Genomic DNA, 19,404 nt, shown 5'->3' on the forward strand with positions numbered 1-19,404 from the left:
GGCACTTCGGTGCCACTTTTTTTGGCTATAGTTCAGACCTATGAATGACAACGAACCACCGGTCTGGCTGACCGTGCTCAAGCTGCTGGCTGGCGCAGTGCTGTTGATCGGCGGCGTCGGCTTTGCGCTGTGGTTCGCAGCACAGGGGTCCGGCTACTCCCCCGCACTAGAGCAAGCCAAAGAAGACGTTCGCGCCAAGTCAACCAAACCCTCGGGTGATAGCTCCTGGGGCATCAGCAAGGACGCTCCGGTACGTAAATAGACGATGCAGCGCAACCACGGAGGCATGCGCCATCAGCTCAGCTTTCCGAACCGGGATGGCGTGCCGCCCAAGTGGTGTTTTTTAAATAGCGCAGTGATTTCGGCCATGCACTCCTGGGCCACCTGCTCGCCTTGGGCTGCGGCCACCACATGCATCAGCTCGGGGCGCAGAAACCACAGCTCGGCGATCTCGCGGGCGAAGTTAATTTTCATGTCGAGGCGTATGTGGTCGTCGCCACCGTACTCTTCGACGACCAGCAGCATCGCCTTGCGCACGCGCTCCAACGCCACGTCGGCCGAGTCAGACGGTTCACTGCGGCCCAACACGGCCCAAAAACTGTTTCGGATGCCCATTCCAACAACTCTGGTTCTTGGCAAGCGCGGATGCATTTGCGCGAACCCCAATTGTGCCTGCACCGCATGACCCACCCATGACAAGGGCCGCGCCTAGGGCAATGGTGGCTGCCGGCCCTCTGTTCGCTACAGGTCTACTGCCTTACTGGTGGCCGCGGCCAGTGCCCCGCCGCTGAAGTTCCATTCAAACGGCGTCAGCGCCAAGGTGCTGGTCTTGCCACCCACCCGCAACTGCACGCTGCTGGCACCGTCATACCCCACGACGCGCAGGCGAAGCGGCTTCCACCCGGTTTGCAGTGCGCTGGCGTCCAACGTCAGCACATCGCCGGTTCGGGTTGCCGTCAATCGGTAGACGCTGCGCGCACCGCGCTGGTAGCCGTAGCTCAGGCCGTCGTCGGCCACATAGTCCAGCGTCGCAGTGTCGGTGCTACCTGCACCCAGGATCACATGCAATTCGATATCGGCCAGGTCATTGGCGGCGGTGGTGCGCACGCCCACCTGCATGGGCACCAGGCTGCCTTCTTTCAGGTAGATCGGCGTGCTCTCTGTGTTGCTGGTGACGTGGATATTGCGGCCACCCACCAGGAAGGCGCCGGTGTTCACATCCATCCAGCGCCCCGTGCCAGGCAACGCAACGGTCCGCTGTTGCTGCCCTTGCTGGACGATGGGCGCTTGCAGAATGGCCGAGCCAATCAAGAACTGGTCGTCGATACGGTCCAGCTCCATCGCATCAGTATTGGCATAGTCATGAAACAGCGGGCGCATCACGGCTGTACCGTTTTGCTCTTGGTCGTTCCATAGTTGGTACATGTACGGCAACAACTTGTAGCGCAGGCGCACATGGTGGCGAATGACCTGCAAGGCCTCCGGGCCAAAGACCCAAGGCTCCTGCCGCGCGGTACCGGCGTTGGCGTGGTTGCGCATGAACGGAAACAGGCAACCGGCCTTGTACCAGGCGATGGCCAATTCCTTGTCGGCATGGCTGCCAAACCCGGGCACGTCCGGCCCATTGAATGGAATGCCCGACAGCGCCAGATTCATGCTGCAGTGGATGCTGGTGCGCAGGTGGTGCCAGTTGCTGTGGTTGTCACCAGTCCACAGCGCAGTGAAGCGGCTGGAGCCGGTATAGGCACTGCGCGCCAGCAAGAAGGGCCGCTCATCCGGCCGTGCCGCCAGAAAGCCATCACGCGTGGACTGGGCCATGCCAACGGCGTATTGGTTGTGGTAGGTCCAGTGTGGCCAATTGCCGCGGTTGAACAGCATGTCGTCCACCTCGGCGGCACCGGTACTGGGGTCGTTCATGTCCAGCCAGGCGCCATCAAAACCCGATTCGCGGAAGGCCTTGGAATACTTGGCCCACCAGTCACGCCCTTCAGGGAGCGAATAGTCCGGGAACCACGTGCGGCCCGGCCACACAAAGCCCACATAAGGCTGGCCTTCGGGGTTCTGGCAGAAGATGCCGGCGGCGGTGCCGCTGGCAGCGACCTCATAGCCCTCTTCCACTTTTACACCCGGATCCAGGATGGGCACGATGCGCCGGCCATTGGCCTGCAGTTGTTTCAACTCTGCACCCAGGTCACCAAAGTGCTCGGGACTCGTGGTGAAGACCTTGTAGCGATCCATGTAGTCGATGTCCAGCCACAGACCGTCGGCGGGGAAATCGTGTTCGGCAAACCCTGCATCCAGCGCGTTTAGATCCTTGGTGCCGGCATAACCCCAGCGGCACTGGTGGTGGCCCAGCGACCACAGCGGCGGCAGTGGCGTGGTGCCTACCAGACGCTGCAGGCGCTGCGTGACGGATGCGGCGCTGTCGCCGGCAATCACGTAAAACGCAGGCACGCCTTCGTCCGCGCCAAACCAGAAGGCGGGCGGCGCGTTCTGGTCGTCCTTGCCAGAGAAAAACCAGTTGGAACCGGTATCCATAAACACCGCACCAGGGTGGTCCACCAGTATGCCGACCCAGCGCGCACCATGGCGCACCAGCAGGTAGGGCACGGCCGCGTACTGCGGGTCAGCTTGGCCGTTTTCGATGGTGTGCATGGCGTGGTCGGCCCACACGTCGGCGTTCCAGAATTTAGTGCGTTTGCCGGTCTTCTCCAGCCCGGTGGTTTTCTCGCCTTGGCCGAAGAAGCGCATGTCGGTATTGCGGGCGAACTGCACCAGCCAGGCGCTACCGCAGACGCCCACGCTGGCTTGGGCCACACCGCTGAGCAACTCTGCACCGTCGGAGGCGGTCAATGCCAGGTGGCCAGTGGCGGAAATACCGAGCTGGTACTGCGATGGATTGGCCTTGAAAGCACCGTCATGCAGCGGCAGCACGCGCGCATCCAGTGGCCAGCGTTTGGCATCGTTCAATTCGAAGTGGAAAACATCCTCCCCCAGGTCGCGCACCTTGGCTTGCACGGTTTTGGCACCTACGCTCAACATCTGGTTGGCATGTGCGTTGGCGAAGGTGAAGTTGGAGGGGTGGCGGATTTTGTTGAAGTACATGGCAAAGCGTGAGAAGTTGAGACTAAGGATATGCAGGTGTTTACGGTTGCAAACGGTAGACGCGCACTGACTGTGCAGGAACGTTCAAATACAGATTGCCGCGCGCATTGACTGCAACAGGCTGGGCAGTGACCGGGTATGCCGACATGAACACGGCCTGCGGCTGCAATTCTTTGACTGTGAGCTTGCCCGCCTGGCGGCCGTAGTTGATGGCAACCAGCGTGGTCTCTGCCCCCAGCGTGCGCCGATAGGCCATCACCCCGCCCTGCACCACCGGAGCGTCATAGCTGCCACTGGCCAGAGACGGCAGGCTGTTGCGCAGCGCCAGCATGCTTTTATAAAACGACAGCAGGGACCGCGGATCGGCCAGTTGCGACGCCACGTTGTAGCGCGCCACATTGGGAGCTACGGGGCGGAACGGCTTGTCGCCGGTGGTGAAGCCGGCGCCTTGCTTGTCCGCCGTCCAGCTCATGGGCGCGCGCAAGGGTTCGTCGCCATCCAGCCCCTTGACGCCAGCCATGCCAATCTCTTCACCGTAGTAGATGAACGGCGTACCCGGTTGCAGCAAATAGGACGCCGCGGCCAGCTTGTATTGCGCAGTGTTGCCGCGCAACTGGTCCCACAGGCGCTCGCCGGCAAAGATGTCGTGGTTGGCGACAAACGTAGCCATCGTTTGCGGCGCAGTTGTGAAGTAGTCGGCCACGTATTGGATGGCCTTGCGGTCTCCCTTTGCAGCGTTGACGATGTTGCGCTCCAGCCCGAACGCAAAGGCGCTACCGCAGATATCGGCCGCGGCATAGGCTTGCGGATTGGCCGTAGCCTCGCAGACCACATGGCGTTGTGGGTAGGCCGTGATCAGCTTGCGCAGATCACCCGTGATGCGGCGGCTCTCGGGCTGGTCGTTCCAGTCCTTGGCACTGTTCTCTACCAGGTGGGGCACGGCGTCCAGACGGAATCCGTCCAACCCGCGGTTCAGCCAAAAGCGCAGGCTGCTTTGGTGGTAAGAAAGCACCGCCGGGTTCTTGAAATTGAAATCCGGCATGTGCTTGCCAAAGGTGCCAAAGTAGTAGCCCTTGTGTGTGCGACTCCACGGGTATGCGCCCCAGATGTCCCAGCCCTGGGGAGCATCTTTCTCCCACACATACCAGTCGTAAAACGGGCTGGCCGGGCCTTCGGCCAATGCGCTGACAAACATCGGGTGCGCGCGGGCGCTGTGGTTGATGACGTAGTCCATGACCACGCCGATGCCGCGCGCATGGGCCTGGCGCAACAACTCGTCAAAATCTTCCAGCGTGCCGTAGGCCGGGTCTATGCCGCGGAAGTCGGTGGTGGCGTAACCGTGGTCGCCATCGGCGCTGGTGGTGATGGGCATCAGCCAGATGCCTTTGATGCCCAGGTCTTTCAAATAGTCCAGCTGCTGGGTCAGGCCCTTGAGGTCACCTACGCCATCGCCGTTGCTGTCCTTGTAGGCGCGCACAAACACTTCCATGAAGGCACCGCGCTGCCACCCAGCAGGCAGCGTGCTGGGCTGGATGGCCTGGGCGACAGGGCTGGTATCGATGGCTGCGGCCCCACTGGCAGCGCCACAGCACAACGCCACCAGCAGCATGCCTGCGCGGGCAACGGCGTGCAGACTCCCGGGTTGGGCGCGCTGAGGGGTGGGTTTGGGCAATGGCATCGACTGAAATCCAGTTGTAGTCAAACTACTTATAAATTCTCTCTGTGCATGCAGGCAGTACAAAGGACTACTAAGCAATTTTTGCACAGTTCAAGGTATTTATGTAATCATACTACCAAGAAACTTCAGAAACTTTTATCAAAACTACACTCTCGCCGTCGCTACAGTGGAATCAGCGGTGCTTCTGACGCGCTATGCCTTTGATAGCGGCTTACGCTCGTCCCACGAGGGCTACAGCCCGATTGACCTTATGACACCTCGCTTCAAACTGTTTTCTCCCTCACCCGCCCGACGGCGCCCCCTAGGCCGCCTATTGCTGGCTGCACTGGTCGTTGTCTCTCTCTGGGTGTCGGGCGCGGCAGTCGCCGCAAACACCGCGGCGTTCCCGCCGGCAACCTACGCCACCCCCACTGCCCTGCTGGCCGCTTGCAACGCAGACAGCTTTCAAACCGTATTGCAGGCCTCTCCCGCCCCCATATCAGCGCCACACCACCCACAGGCCGTATGGCTGAACCGCCGCCTGCTGCAATGGCCGGGGGACTCGGCGACAGACGGACGCTTCCGGCTGTACCACTCCCGCACCGGCCAGTTGCAGGCTGTCGTTGGCCAAACCGTGTCGGGTGCCGACGGTAGCCTGGCACTGAAACCATACCTGGCGCCCGTGCCCGCGCCCGGCGCGCAACGCTTTGCTTACGTGAAACCCGGCGCCGTACTAGCTGTTGCGAGCGGAGATCTGCCTCGGCTGCAATCCCTGCACCGCGGCCAACTGCTACTGGTCCACGAGGACGCCGCGGGCCGTATGCTTCGGGCCACCGCAGTCCAAGCAGCTGGTGCGCTGGATGACCTGTACGCACCCGCTGCAAACATCCCTGACCTCGGCGCCACTGTGGGGCCGCGCCACACCCGCCTGGCGTTATGGGCACCAACGGCCCAGCGCGTGTATACCTGCCTATTCGCCACCACCCAGGGCACCGCCGTGGCCGCACCCGCGCTGCAACGCGACGCGGGCACCGGCACGTGGCGCTACCGCCATGGCGGCAACCTAAGCGGACGCTACTACAGCTACCTGGTCGATATGTTTGTGCCCGGCGTGGGGCTGGTGCGCAACCGGGTGACCGATCCGTATTCCGTCAGCCTGAACGCCGATTCGCAGCGCAGCTACATCGCCAACCTGGGGGATGCCAAGCTCAAGCCCGCCGGTTGGGAAGAACACGCTACTCCCCAACGCGTGCAGGCCTCGGTAGACATGTCGATCTACGAGCTGCATGTGCGCGACTTCTCTATTGGCGATGCCACCGTACCCCAGGCCCAGCGCGGCAAATACCTGGCGTTCACGTCGGGCCGGTCCAACGGCATGCGCCACCTCAAGGCACTATCCCAGGCCGGCATGACCGATGTGCACCTGCTGCCGATATTTGACATCGCCTCGGTCCCAGAGAAAGGCTGCACCACGCCAACCATCGCTTCCCCCGAGCGTGGCGACAGCGAGGCGCCCCAAGCCGCCGTCACTGCTTCCGCCGCCAAGGACTGCTTCAACTGGGGCTACGACCCGCTGCACTTCAATGCACCGGAAGGCAGCTATGCCAGCGATGCCAACGACGGCGCCACACGTATCAAAGAACTGCGCCAAATGGTCATGACCCTGCACGCCACCGGCCTGCGCGTCGGCATGGACGTGGTCTACAACCACACCAGCGCATCGGGCCAACATGCGCAATCGGTGCTGGACCGCATCGTCCCCGGCTACTACCACCGGCTGGATGCGAACGGTGTGGTCGAGCGATCGACCTGCTGCGACAACACGGCCACCGAGAACATGATGATGGGCAAGCTGATGGTGGATTCGGTGGTGCTGTGGGCCACACAGTACCGCATCGATTCCTTCCGCTTCGACCTGATGGCGCACCAGCCGCGCGCCGTCATGGAAGCGCTGCAGTCACGAGTCAACAAAGCCACCGGCCGGCATGTGAACCTGATTGGCGAAGGCTGGAATTTTGGTGAGGTGGCGAATGGTGCTCGGTTCGTACAGGCCTCGCAGCTATCGTTGAATGGCAGCGGCATCGGGTCGTTCAGCGACCGGGCGCGTGATGCGGTGCGCGGTGGCGGCGCGGGCGACAACGGCGATGCGCAGATCCGCAACCAGGGCTACACCAACGGCATGGTCTATGACCGCAATGCACTGTCCACCGCCACGCCCGAAGACCTGCTGCGCACAGCCGACATGGTGCGCGTGGGCCTGGCCGGATCGATACGCAATTTCGAGATGTTGAGCTACACAGGCCAGCGCAAGAAGCTTGCCGACATCGACTATGCGGGCCAGCCTGCAGGCTACGCCAGCGAACCATCAGAAGTGGTGAACTATGTAGAGAACCACGACAACCAGACGCTTTATGACAACAACATTTTCAAGCTGCCGGTGACGACCAGCACTGCGGACCGCGCCCGCGTGCAGCTGCTGGCGCTGGCCATCAATGCCTTCAGCCAGGGCGTGGCGTACTTTCATGCGGGCGGCGACATCCTGCGTTCCAAGTCCATGGACCGCAACAGCTTTGATTCGGGCGACTGGTTCAACCGGCTGGACTGGACCTACCAAGCCAACCACTTTGGCACCGGCCTGCCGCCCAAGACAGATAACGGTGGGAGCTGGCCGATCATGCGGCCACTGCTGGCAAATGCCAGCCTAGGCCCCACACCCGCCGACATTGCCTTTGCCCGTGACGTGTTCAAGGACCTGCTGGCCATACGCAACAGTTCGACACTGTTCCGGCTGCGCACGGCGGCAGACATTCGGCAGCGGCTGAGCTTTCCAAACACCGGTCCCACACAAAGCCCGGTGGTACTGGTGGGCCACCTCGACGGCCGCGGCTACCCGGGTGCAAACTTCTCGGAGCTGCTGTACTTCATCAATGTGGACAAGCAAGCACAGGACATCATGCTGCCCGACCAGGCGGGCAAGGCCTACCAATTGCACCCGGTGCAAGCGGCAGCAACGGCAGCTGACGCACGGGTGCGCCATGAAGCCCACGCAGAGAGCGGAACAGGCCAATTTACGGTGCCCGCGCGCAGTGCGGTGGTCTACGTCGTGCGCTAACGATTGGCCGCCGATGCAGCGGGAAGTTGCGGCACACTTTGGGCATGCAACATCTGGTCTTCGTCTACGGCACGCTCAAGCAAGGTTTCCGAAACTTCGCACGGAACGCGGGTACTCGCTTGCCCGGCCTGTTCGTTACCGTGGAGCGCTATCCCCTTTACCTCGTTGGTGAACGCTTTTCACCGTGGCTGATCAACCGCCCCGGAGAAGGAGAGCCTGTAACAGGACAGGTATTTGAAGTCGATGCACCTTCATTGGCAGCCATGGATACGCTAGAGCGAATCACTGAAGCGGACGGCTATCGCCGCATGTTGCTGGCGCTGGAGGCGGTACCGGCGCACAAAGGGAAACGGTTGCAGGCATTCGCCTACCTCAAGCAAGCCGAACATTTCGCGCCGTCGCCAGCCAACATTGGCCCTTTGCGTGAATACACATTGGAACACGCGGCCCTCTACCGACGGAGGGCGTGAGCTCCCCTTTTACGCCCACACCTCGCCCGAGAATTTTGTAATTTCCGGCACACTTGGGCCATGCAAACCAACTCCACAGCCATAGAGACCGGCGCACAACTGCGGTCCCTGTACGAAACCCAAGGCGGCACTGGGCAAATCTTCTCCTCCAAGGTCTCAGACTATGTGGCGTCGCGGCCTGACTACCCGGCTGCACTATTCTCGGCGCTACGCGCTCATTGCCATTTACAGGCTGGTTCTGTTGTAGCCGACATTGGTGCGGGCACCGGTTTGCTGACCCGCGGCCTGCTGGCGCAGGGTTATGCGGTGACTGCAGTGGAGCCCAGTGACAGCATGCGCGCGGCAGCCGATCAGGCTTTGGCACACTTCCCTGCCTATAGCAGCGCAAGCGGCACCGCTGAGCACATCCCGCTACCAGACTATTCCGTCGATCTGATCACCGCTGCACAGGCCTTTCACTGGTTTGATATCGAGGCGGCCCGTGTTGAATTTTTGCGCGTACTCAAGCCCACTGGCCAGGTTGCGCTGATCTGGAACGACCGCGTGCCCAATGATCCGCTGCATATCGCACTCAACGGCACCTTTGCCCAGCACGGCGGTGCCAAGCGCGACGCGATGCTGGCGCACGACGAGCGCAGTGAAGTACCCGCATTCTTCGGTGCCAACACCCCGCTGGAGCTGACCTGGCCGCACGAACACCGGTTAAGCGAAGCCGCATTGCTGAGCCTGGTCTTTTCGCGCTCGTACATGCCCGCCAGAGACACCGAACTTGGACATCAAGCTAGCCAGCAGGTCAGCGCACTCTTTCAAAGCCTGGCAACTGGCGGACACATTGCCGTGCGCTACAACACCGTGGCCATCATCGGCAGGCCTTACACACTTTCACATTTGCAAACGCAGTCTCAAAACGCAAAAAGACTATGATCTTTTGACACCACTTTGAGCACCCCACCCGCCATGTACACCCTGTCCAAAACCCTGGTCTGCTTTTCGCTCCTGCTGCTCTTGGGCCATGCGGGAGCCGAAGAGTCATCCGATTCATCCACCATCAAGTCCTCCCCCGGCCCGGTGGACAAAGTGGCCAACGCGATCAAGCGCGGAGCGAGTGCCGCCGCCACCGGCATTGAGCATGGTTTAAAAGCTGCGGCCCACGGTATCGAGCGCGGCGCAAACGCCACCGCGCGCGGCATAGAAAAAGGCGCCAACGCCACCGGCAATGCGGCCCACCGTGTGGCCAACAAGATCGGCGTTTCGTCAGACGCGCCCGCGTCGCCCTCGTCGGTACCAGTGACCGACCGATGACGGACGGCTGGGGCAAAGCACGGCAGCTCAGTGGCGCTGCCTTGTCGGCAGCACTACGCGACAGCCGCAGCCGCACCTTGGCATGGGTCGGCGATTTGACCGCCGCGCAGTGGAGCCCGTCCCAGCAAATAGGCGTCAACCCGATCGCGTGGGAGCTGGCACACATCGCCTGGTTTGCCGAGTTCTGGATACTGCGCGGCCCGCACCACCGGGATGCCCAAGGCTACGCGCACGCACAGCGCCCACCCCAGTTTGCCAGCCCCGATGCGCTCTTTGATTCGGCACGCTTGGCGCACGCCCAGCGCTGGGTTGAGACCATGCCCACCCGTGCAGAGCTTGACGTGATGTTGCAAGCGCAACTAGAGGCTTGCATCCAGGCCATCCCCAACACGGCGGGCATCTCCAAAGCCGACGACGACCCGCTGTACTTCCACCGTCTGGCCTTGTTCCACGAAGACATGCACGGTGAGGCGTTTTGCTGGATGCGCGCCGCCCTGGGCTACCCAGCCCCTGCGGGCGTGGCAGTGCCTACCGTGGGTGATCGCACACTGCTGGCCGTTGCTGCCGCCGACGTGCGCATCGGACACGACACCACAGAGCCGGGTTTTGCCTTTGACAATGAATGCCCGCCGCGCGCGGTTCACCTGCAAGGTTTTACCATCGACAGCGAGCCGGTATCGGCGGGCGACTTGGCGCAATTTGTCGAAGCGGGCGGCTACGACGCGCCACAGTATTGGCCGTCAGAGGCAGGCAGGTGGCGCGCGCAGTCAAGGTGCGCGCACCCACAACGCTGGCGCCGTGGGCCGCGCGGCACGTGGGAGATGCAGTGGTTTGACCAATGGCTGCCACTGCCGCCAGACTCCCCCGCCATGCACTTGAACGCGTTTGAAGCCCAGGCCTATTGTTTGTGGGCCGGACGACGCCTGCCCCGTGCGGCAGAGTGGGAACACGCCGCACAAACGCAAGCCGGTTTTACATGGGGCCACAGCGTGTGGGAATGGACGGCGGATGCCTTTGCCCCCTACCCTGGATTTGCGCCCGGCCCCTACAGCGAATACTCACAGCCCTGGTTTCGTGACCACCAGGAGCTGCGTGGCGGCGCATTTGCCACCCACGCACGCATGCACAACCCGCGCTACCGCAATTTCTTCCAACCGCACCGCAGCGATGTGTTTGCCGGTTTTCGCACGGTGGCTGTGTAGGCCATTGCAGTTAATTTTTTGCGAGGCAGTAATGTGGGACCAATGAGAGGATTATTCCTGCTCTGGCCCACGTTTACTCTTGGCATTGGCGTCATAAACACGCCTTCAATTTGAACGGCCCTCATCAGTGGTCAAGATCGGAAATATGCAACTGCTTTAGGCAACACCGGACATTGCCGCCGCTCCGAAGCGGTCATTCAACGTTAGGCATCGCGCGTGGCGGAATGTAAGGTTGACCTATCCACTGGAAACTCGTGTGGGATGTTCAGGCGTTGCCCAACTGCTTTCATAACCCGACGAAGCAGCGGTTGCGCATCAAAGTTGTGTCTTGACGACCTTGGCCATAAGACCATGGCGATCGTCGTTAAGCGTTGACCGTTTGGAAGATGCTCAAGATACCATGGAGCTGGGTCGTTGTAGAAGACGACCCCTACTGCTGGGAACCCGTTCGACCAGGGCAAGGACTGCGCTGCTTCCCAATGGGCGCTTAGCTTCGCGTGTATGGTATTTGCCGTTGACTGGTCTAGAAGCTCGGGAGAGTTGAGTTCAATAAACACCAAAAGCGGATCCACCGTATTCTTGCCAAGGGCGCTACGTAAAAGGCCGTCTATGTCGAACGTGTCCACTGAGTCGCTGCGCTGACCAGGGAAACCTAGAACACCCGGTCGATGGCGACTCTTGGCTTCGACCGCAAGACGAGGCGAACTCTCCTTGCTAACGGCGACAAATTCGGGATGCTTGCCAGGTAGCTTGTCATTGGCGAAGTTTAGTTCGTAGCCAGCGGCCAACATCATTGCGGCTACGGCGGCTTCGAACCTGGCTCCTTGAAACTGGGCGGGTTCCCGCAGCCTCTGAAGGAGTCTCTTCTGAAGATGAGCGTTGTGTTCGAGCAAGTAGAGGTCGTAGGCCAGCCTAAACCACGCCATCGCCGCGCCGTTGTCTGCTGTGTACAGGCCTTCTTCGCTGCGGCTTTGCTCCTGTTGAGCGGTGGTCCATATCGTGCGCCACTGAACTATCGGGTGTTGCTCTTCAAATGGCAGTGCCACTTGGCGGTTTCCCCAGTCCTTCTTAAGCAGTCCGTGCAGGTACTGATTCAAGAAGTCTGGGAAAACCTTCCAGTCTTTTGCCCAGAGGAGTTTCTTGCCAACAGCCGCTAGTCGAAATCCCTTGAACTCCATAGAAATTGGTTCACGAACACTCCCGAACCCTTCCTTGTGGCGATGTTCTGCCTGTTGGTTGCGGCGCAGTGCATTCAGGACTTCCTGAGGGATCTCCTGGGCGCCGCTGGGGTGGGACTGCTTGCCATCTAGTCGCCCATGGCACTGCTTGTAACGTAGACCGCTTCCGCAAGGGCATGGAGAGTTTCTGGAAGGCTCCATGTTGGCGTAGGTTTGTCTTTGGGTTGCGGCGAGCGTGGCGGCGGCGGATTGCGATGCCTAACGAATGAGTAATGCTTCCATCGCCGCCAACTATAACTATAGTCCACTGGAACACGAGCCAGAATGGCGGCTCCCGCCCCACAGGAGCCGCTCGGCAGGCGATAACGGTCGGCGAGGGCAGACCCGACCCTTCGACCTGGCGGCGTGTGTGGCATTGAGTGCTCCCAAATACATAGCTGCTCAAGCCTATTCCACGAGGGCTACCGCCAAATTCTTCTAACCCTCTACCGCGACAACGCGTTGCGCACCGCGTAGCTCAGCGCATCCACCAAGGCCACCAGCACCAGCATCGCCAACAAGACCGTGCTGGTCTCGGCCATCTGGAACAGGCCCATGTGGAACGCCAACATCTGCCCCAACCCGCCCGCACCCACCACACCTAGCACGGCGGCGGCGCGGATGTTGTTTTCCCAGCGGTAGAGGCTGTAGCTCAGCAACTGTGGCAGCACCTGCGGCAAGGTGGAGTACAAAAACACACGCAACCCACCGACGCCGCGCACGCGCAGCGCAAACGCGGGGCCTGGGGACGCGTTCTCAATGGTTTCTGCAAACAAACGCCCCAACACACCCGTGGTGTGCAGCGCCAAGGCCAGGGTGCCTGCGAACGGCCCCAGGCCGGCGGCAATCAGCAGCAACGCTGCCCACACCAGTTCGGGCGTGCTGCGCAAGGCATTGAGCAGCAACCGGGCAGGGCTACGGACGCGCGCCGGGTCCTGTGCGTGGGTGCGCGCGGCGGGTAGCGCCAGCGCCAAGCCGAACACCACTGCCAGCAACGTACCCACAGCGGACATGGCCAATGTTTCCAACGCCGCCCAAGCGACCTTGACCACAAATGCCACCCCCCACTGCGGGTGCATCAGCTCCCCCACAAAACGACCCATGCGTTGCAGTGCATCCCACGACGCAAACTTTGCCCATTGCAAATCCAATGTCACAAAGCTGGCAATGACCAAGACCACGACGCACAGCACCAACCAGCACGCCCAGCAGCGGGCGTCGAACAGCTTGGGCGGCAGCTTGTAGGTGTCGTTGGCGGCGCCTACCGCGTTGGGGGGTTGGCTCTGCATGGGCGGCCTATGCCAATGCCTTGCGCAGCGCCGCGCTCATGCGGTCGGCCAGCCACACCAGCGCCATGAAGACCAGCAAAATGCTGGCCACCTCGGCTCCGTTGAACATCTTCATCGATGAATCCATCAATTGGCCCAAGCCACCGGCGCCGACAAAGCCCAGCACCGCGCTGGAGCGAATAGCACACTCCCAGCGGTAGACGGTGTAGCTGGTCAGCTCGGCAGCCGTTTGCGGCAACAGCGCATACAAAAAGGCTTGCAGGCGGCCTGCACCGTTACGCATCAGGCTGGCGCTGGCGTGGGTGTCGCTGCTCTCCAGAATATCGGCGTAGACCTTGCCCAGCATGCCTCCATAGGTGAGTGCAATGGCCAGCACGCCCGATGTGGGGCCCAGGCCCACGACCCGCACAAACACCAACGCCCACACCAGCTCGGGCACGCTGCGCAGCAGGGTAAGCACCCAGCGCACCGCTTGCCGCAGTGCCAGGGGCATAGGGGCCATCGGGCCAGCCATTGCGGACAAGGACAGCACCCGCACCGATAGCAGCGCGAGCGGCACGGCCATTAGCAGCGCCAGCGTGAGCCCGGCGGTAGCCATCGCCACGGTACGCCACGTTTCGCGGGCCAGCAGCGCCAAAAATTCCGCGTCGGCACGCGGCGGAAAGAAGTCCGTCACAAAGTGTGCGGCCGGCTTCAAGGCGCCGGGCTCCAACAGCACCCAGGGTTTGAATTCACTCAAGACCAGCGCGGGCCACAACAGGGCCAGGGCTGCCAACGACCAGAATACGCGGCCGGTCCAAGCAGGATCGCGCGTAGTGCCGCTAGTTACGGGCGATCCAGGGACAGACATGGCGGCGGTCATGGCAAACAGGCGGTCAGCGGCAGTGCATGACCACTGGCGCCGGCGCTGGTGCAAACGTACCTTCGGGCTCCGCAGCAGGGCCAGTCAGCTCGTGCAGGTGCTGCGCGTACAGCGCATGCAAATGCGCAGGTGTGACGGCAGAAGCCGGCAAATCAAAGACCAAGGCACCGTCGCGCATGCCTACAACGCGCGGAAAGTGAGCCAGCGCCATCTCCACATGGTGCAGCGTGGCCACCAGCGTGGCACTTCGCGCATGCGCGGCCTGGGTCAGCGTCTGCATAACCTGTTGCGCACGCGTAGGGTCCAGCGCCGACAAAGGCTCATCGACCAGCAGCAGGTTGGCCTGCGACACCAGCGCCCGGGCCAGGCCCACACGCTGGCGCTCGCCGCCCGAGAGCCGATCCACACGCTCAAACAACTTGTCGGCCACGTCAAAGCCCGCCAACGCGTGCTCAGCGCGGGGAATGTCCACCGGGTAGAACAGGCTGCGCAAGCTAGTCCACAGCCCTTCATGCGGCAGACGCCCAGCCAGCACCGCGGTGACCACGCGTTGGCGGGGCGGCAGTGGTGGTACCTGGGGTGCCAGCAACAACCCGCCACGCACCGATTGCAGAGCGCTGCGCGACAGTTGCCAAGGGTTGCGGTCGTCCAGCAGCACCTGGCCACTGGTCGGCTTGAGGGCACAGGCCAGCACATGCAGTAGCGTGGTCTTGCCCGCGCCAGAGGGGCCGATGATGGCCACTTGCTCGCCGCTGGCCACCTGCAGGCTCAACGCCCGCACCGCAGGCGTAGCACCCGCACGGGCTGCCGGATGGTGGGCAGAAACCTGGTCCAGCGCAATTCTCATATGGAAAACAAGGCGCTAGCCCTCGTGGGACGTGCGTAACCAGCTATCAAACTCATAGCAAAAAAAATGAGGGCCTACTTCAACAACCCGGCGCTGCGCGCCGCTTGCTCAATACCTTTGTAGTTTTCGGCCTTGGTGGGGATGAAGCGGGTGGCGCGTTGCAAATCCAGAATCTCCTTGCCTTCGGCGGTCGAGCGGTGCAGGCCCAAAAAGGCCTTGGTCAGCTTGTCCTGCTGGGCCGCGGGCATGTCGGCGTGCACGGTCCAGTTGTAGTCAAAGTAGCCAGGGGTGGTGTAGAAGACCCGAACCTTGGTGGTGTCCACCTTGCCCTCGGCCACAAACTTTTCCCACACCGAGATGTTCAAGGCACCGGCCTCGACCTTGCCTGCCGCCACCGCAGCAATCGTGGCGTCATGTGCGCCCGAGTAAGCCACGCGCTTGAAGTCTTTGTCGGGGTCGATATTGGCTTGCAGCAGGTAGCTGCGCGGCATCAGATGGCCCGAGGTGCTGGACTGGGCACCAAAGCTGACGTTCTTGCCCTTCAGGTCAGCCAGGGTTTTGATGGTGGGGTCGCTGGTGATAAAGACCGAGCGGAACTTTTCATCCTCTTCGCGCTGGACCAGGGGCACGGCCTTGCCACCAGAGCGCACGTTGGCTTGCACAAAGGTAAAGCCGCCGTACCAGGCCAGATCGACCTGCTTGTTGACCAGCGCCTCTACCGACGCGGCGTAATCGGTCACCGGCGTGAATTCGACTTTGACGCCCAGGGTTTTCTCCAGAAACTTCACCAGCGGTGCGGCTTTGCGCGCCAGTTCGGTAGGCGATTCGTCCGGGATGGCGGTGACCTTGAACACGGCTTGCGCATGCGCCAGGGATACGGACAGGGTCAAGGCAAGGGCCAATACGGCGTGCAGGGGGCGAAAACGGGTGGTACGCAACATAAGTGAGAACTCCAAAAGGGAAACAACCGGTCGATTAGACTCGAAACGCACCCACCCTGCACACCAACCCGCCCGCCATGACCCAGCCCCGCGTTCTCATCATCAGCCCGGCCGCGGCATCCGCCAACAATGGCAACTGGCAGACTGCCTGGCGCTGGTCCCGCATGCTGCACCCCGACTTCCACACCACCATTGCGCAAGACTGGAATGGCGAGCCCTTTGACGTGCTGCTGGCCCTGCATGCCAAGCGCTCGGCCAAGGCCATTGCTCGCTGGGCACGGGCGCGGGGCGTGGATGCCGATTGCCCGGGTCTGGCCGTGGTGCTGACTGGTACCGACCTGTACCGTGACATCCTGACCGATGCATCCGCCCAGGCCTCGTTGGTTTATGCGCAGAGGCTGGTGTTGCTGCAAGACCGCGCACCCGATGCCTTGCCGCAAGCACTGCGCGACAAAGCCCGGGTGATTTTCCAATCGGTCACGCAACGAAAGCCCTTGGTGAAAAACGATAGGCATATCCGTGCGGTGATGGTGGGGCACTTGCGCGATGAAAAATCTCCGCAGACCCTGTTTGCTGCGGCGCGCCTGCTCAAACACCACCCCGATATTTTCATAGACCACATCGGCGAAGCGCTGGATGCTGAGTTGGGCCAACAAGCCCAAGCCTGCGCAGCAGAATGCCCGCAGTACCGCTGGCTGGGTGGCCTTGCGCATACCGCTACGCGCCGGCGCATCCAAAGTGCCCATGTGCTGGTGCATGCCAGCCGCATGGAAGGCGGTGCGCATGTGCTGATGGAGGCCGCATGCAGCGGCACGCCGGTACTGGCCTCCCACATCGCGGGCAACATCGGCATGCTGGGCGCTGACTACGCAGGCTACTTTGCACACGGAGACTCTCAGGGCCTGGCCGACGCATTGCTGCGTTGCCGTGCGGCCCAACACGCCACCGATCCTTTCTACAGCCAGTTGCAGACACAGTGCATGCAACGCGCACCCTTGTTCGCGCCCGCCCATGAGCGCGCGTCGTTGCTGCAATTGGTGCGCAAGCTGCTTCCATCGACGATTTCCACCGAGACACCCCACCCGCATGCAAACGCCTGACCAACCGATTCTCAGAGACATTGTTTTAGTGGGCGGCGGCCACAGCCATGTGGGCGTGCTCAAAAGCTTTGGCATGCGGCCTATGCCTGGGGTGCGGCTCACGCTGATTTGCACCGACGTGCACGCGCCCTACTCCGGCATGCTGCCCGGCTATGTGGCGGGCCACTACGACTATGACGACGTGCACATCGACCTGAGCCGCCTGGCGGTGTTCTCCGGGGCACGGCTGTACCGTGACGAGGTCATCGGTCTGGACCGCGCCAACCGCAAAGTGCTGTGCCGTAACCGCCCGCCGGTGCCGTATGACGTGTTGTCCATCAACATGGGTGCAACACCCCAGGCATGGGGTGTGCCCGGTGCAATAGAGCACGCGGTTGCGGTGAAGCCGATTGCCCGCTTCAACGACCGCTGGCTGGCGCTGTTGGAGCGTGTGCAGCGCCACCCCGGCACCACCACCGTGGCCGTAGTTGGTGCCGGTGCGGGTGGTGTGGAGCTGCTGCTGGCCATGCAATACCGTTTGCGCAAGACGCTGCAATCGCTGGGGCGCAACCCGGATGAACTGGTCTTTCATCTGTTCACCGACCGCGACGTGATTCTGCCCACACACAACCCTGGCGTGCGCCAGCGCTTTGAGGCGGTGCTGGCGGCCCGCGGTGTGGTGGTACACCGCAACGCGGCCGTGACCCAGGTCACACCCGGGCATTTGCGCACTGCGTCGGGTGAGGAAGTGGACGCAGACGAGATCGTCTGGGTCACCCGTGCCGGCGGCGCTGCGTGGCTGAAGGACACGGGCCTGGCGCTGGATGCAGATGGCTTCATCAAGGTCCAGGACACATTGCAGACCGTCACCGACCCGGCCATATTTGCCGCCGGTGACGTGGCCAGCATGGTCAACTATCCGCTGGAAAAAGCTGGCGTCTTCGCCGTGCGCCAGGGGCCGCCGCTGACCGAGAACTTGCGCCTGAGCGTACAAGGCGCGGCACTCAAGCCCTACCACCCGCAGCGCACCTGGTTGGCGCTGATCAGCACCGGCGACCAGTTCGGCATTGCATCGCGCGGCAAGCTGGGCTTTGCAGGCGCATGGGTCTGGCGCTGGAAGGATTGGATAGACCTGCGCTTCATGCGCAAGTTTCAAGACCTGACACCCATGGACAACAACGCGCCGCGCTCTCAGACCGACACCCCCAACACGGTCGCGCTCAGTTCCGAAGAATCGTTGCAAGCCATCTCTGCCATTGCCATGCGCTGTGGCGGCTGCGGTGCCAAGGTGGGCGCGACGGTACTGTCACGTGCACTGGGCCAACTGCACCCTGTGGACCGTGACGATGTGGTGGTCGGCTTGAAAGACCCTGACGATGCGGCCGTAGTGCGCGTGCCCCCGGGCATGGCCATGGTGCATTCGGTAGATTTTTTTCGCGCCTTCATCGACGACCCCTACCTCTTTGGCAAGGTAGCCGCAAACCACGCGCTGGGCGACATCTGGGCCATGGGTGCACAGGCGCAATCGGCTACAGCCATAGCCACCGTTCCGCCGGGCCTGGAGAACAAGGTCGAAGACCTGCTGTTCCAGATGATGACCGGCGCGCTGGAAGTGTTGAATGAAGCCAATTGCGCGCTGGTAGGTGGCCACACCGGCGAGGGGAAAGAACTGGCGCTGGGCTTTGCCATCAACGGCCTGATAGCTGACGACCCGTCGCAGATTTTGCGCAAGAACGGCATGCAGGCGGGCGACGTGCTGATTCTCACCAAACCAATTGGAACCGGCACCCTGTTTGCGGCCCATGCGCGGCTGGCCGCCAAGGGCCGCTGGATCGACGCGGCGCTGCAGTCCATGGTCGTGTCCAACCAAAAGGGGGCGCAATGCCTGCGCCAATTTGGCGCAACGGCCTGCACCGACCTGACGGGCTTTGGCCTGCTGGGCCACCTGGTTGAAATGACACGGCCGTCTGAGGTGGATGCCGAGCTGGACCTCAGCGCGCTGCCCGTGCTGGATGGCGCACAAGAGTGTGTGGCCGCCGGCATCGTCAGCTCGCTGCAGAGCGCCAACGTACGCCTGCGCCGTGCGCTGCGCAACCAGGAGGAGATGGTCGCGCACCCGCGCTACCCGCTGATTTTTGACCCGCAGACTGCCGGTGGGCTGCTGGCCAGTGTGCCGGCCGACCGTGCAGATGCCTGCATTGCGGCGCTGCGTGCGCTGGGCTACCCGCACACCGTGGCGATCGGTCGGATACTGGCGCAAACGGATACGCTGGAGCCGATCATGCTGCGTGGGTGAACTATTTTGGAACCCCTGAATCCCA

Annotated in this window: 15 protein-coding genes and 1 pseudogene; 8 read left to right on the forward strand and 8 right to left on the reverse strand. The window is 62.2% G+C overall.

The genetic code is table 11. The features are described 5' to 3' along the window. Window positions 1–40 precede the first annotated feature (40 nt). Window positions 41–262, forward strand: a complete 222-nt coding sequence (locus AC097P_RS18840) for a hypothetical protein (RefSeq protein ID WP_479611956.1) — start codon at window positions 41–43, stop codon at window positions 260–262. 32 nt (window positions 263–294) lie between these two features. On the opposite strand, the gene AC097P_RS18845 is transcribed toward AC097P_RS18840, so the two are convergent. The 3 genes from AC097P_RS18845 to AC097P_RS18855 form a co-directional block, all read right to left on the reverse strand. Next, window positions 295–615 carry a hypothetical protein gene (locus tag AC097P_RS18845; RefSeq protein ID WP_479611957.1) on the reverse strand — a complete coding sequence of 107 codons (321 nt, stop codon included), beginning with the start codon at window positions 613–615 and terminating at the stop codon, window positions 295–297. Between the two features lie 126 nt (window positions 616–741). Then, window positions 742–3,105 (reverse strand): glycoside hydrolase family 31 protein, encoded by a 2,364-nt coding sequence (locus AC097P_RS18850; RefSeq protein ID WP_479611958.1) that lies wholly within the window; start codon window positions 3,103–3,105, stop codon window positions 742–744. Window positions 3,106–3,145: 40 nt separating this feature from the next. Beyond that, window positions 3,146–4,783, reverse strand: a complete 1,638-nt coding sequence (locus AC097P_RS18855; RefSeq protein WP_479611959.1) for an alpha-amylase family glycosyl hydrolase — start codon at window positions 4,781–4,783, stop codon at window positions 3,146–3,148. Between the two features lie 178 nt (window positions 4,784–4,961). Between AC097P_RS18855 and AC097P_RS18860 the strand changes: the two genes are divergently transcribed. From AC097P_RS18860 to senA, 5 genes are read left to right on the forward strand one after another with little or no spacing between them, the layout of a single operon-like run. Beyond that, entirely contained in the window at window positions 4,962–7,874 is a 2,913-nt protein-coding gene (locus AC097P_RS18860) for an alpha-1,6-glucosidase domain-containing protein (RefSeq protein ID WP_479611960.1), read from the forward strand. Between the two features lie 44 nt (window positions 7,875–7,918). Next, complete coding sequence (locus AC097P_RS18865) at window positions 7,919–8,344, forward strand: gamma-glutamylcyclotransferase family protein (protein ID WP_479611961.1); 426 nt, start codon at window positions 7,919–7,921, stop codon at window positions 8,342–8,344. A gap of 60 nt (window positions 8,345–8,404) precedes the next feature. Beyond that, complete coding sequence (locus AC097P_RS18870; protein WP_479611962.1) at window positions 8,405–9,268, forward strand: class I SAM-dependent methyltransferase; 864 nt, start codon at window positions 8,405–8,407, stop codon at window positions 9,266–9,268. Window positions 9,269–9,283: 15 nt separating this feature from the next. Further along, entirely contained in the window at window positions 9,284–9,646 is a 363-nt protein-coding gene (locus AC097P_RS18875; RefSeq protein ID WP_479611963.1) for a hypothetical protein, read from the forward strand. Continuing rightward, a complete protein-coding gene (gene senA / locus AC097P_RS18880) occupies window positions 9,643–10,848 on the forward strand; it encodes a selenoneine synthase SenA (protein ID WP_479611964.1) in 1,206 nt (401 codons plus the stop codon). Before AC097P_RS18875 ends, senA begins: the two co-directional genes overlap by 4 nt. Window positions 10,849–12,155: 1,307 nt before the next feature. Here senA and AC097P_RS18885 read toward each other — a convergent pair. The 5 genes and pseudogenes from AC097P_RS18885 to AC097P_RS18905 all read right to left on the reverse strand — a co-directional run. Next, a pseudogene (locus AC097P_RS18885) lies at window positions 12,156–12,284 on the reverse strand (SEC-C metal-binding domain-containing protein); the annotation flags it as partial. A 227-nt stretch (window positions 12,285–12,511) separates the two neighbouring features. Continuing rightward, window positions 12,512–13,354 (reverse strand): phosphonate ABC transporter, permease protein PhnE, encoded by an 843-nt coding sequence (gene phnE, locus AC097P_RS18890; RefSeq protein ID WP_479611965.1) that lies wholly within the window; start codon window positions 13,352–13,354, stop codon window positions 12,512–12,514. Between the two features lie 7 nt (window positions 13,355–13,361). After that, on the reverse strand, window positions 13,362–14,204 hold the full coding sequence (locus AC097P_RS18895; RefSeq protein WP_479611966.1) for a PhnE/PtxC family ABC transporter permease: 843 nt from the start codon (window positions 14,202–14,204) through the stop codon (window positions 13,362–13,364). 25 nt (window positions 14,205–14,229) lie between these two features. Further along, on the reverse strand, window positions 14,230–15,063 hold the full coding sequence (locus tag AC097P_RS18900) for a phosphonate ABC transporter ATP-binding protein (protein ID WP_479611967.1): 834 nt from the start codon (window positions 15,061–15,063) through the stop codon (window positions 14,230–14,232). Window positions 15,064–15,137: 74 nt separating this feature from the next. Next, the gene (locus AC097P_RS18905; RefSeq protein ID WP_479611968.1) at window positions 15,138–16,004 is read right to left on the reverse strand and encodes a putative selenate ABC transporter substrate-binding protein; all 867 of its coding nucleotides are present in this window, start codon (window positions 16,002–16,004) and stop codon (window positions 15,138–15,140) included. 77 nt (window positions 16,005–16,081) lie between these two features. Between AC097P_RS18905 and senB the strand changes: the two genes are divergently transcribed. Both senB and selD read left to right on the forward strand, forming a co-directional pair. Beyond that, window positions 16,082–17,104, forward strand: coding sequence for a selenoneine biosynthesis selenosugar synthase SenB (senB, locus tag AC097P_RS18910; protein WP_479611969.1), 1,023 nt, complete (start codon window positions 16,082–16,084; stop codon window positions 17,102–17,104). Then, entirely contained in the window at window positions 17,091–19,379 is a 2,289-nt protein-coding gene (gene selD, locus AC097P_RS18915) for a selenide, water dikinase SelD (protein ID WP_479611970.1), read from the forward strand. Before senB ends, selD begins: the two co-directional genes overlap by 14 nt. The last annotated feature ends 25 nt before the right edge of the window (window positions 19,380–19,404 follow it).

This window comes from Rhodoferax sp. ZS1R8 (assembly GCF_056521325.1).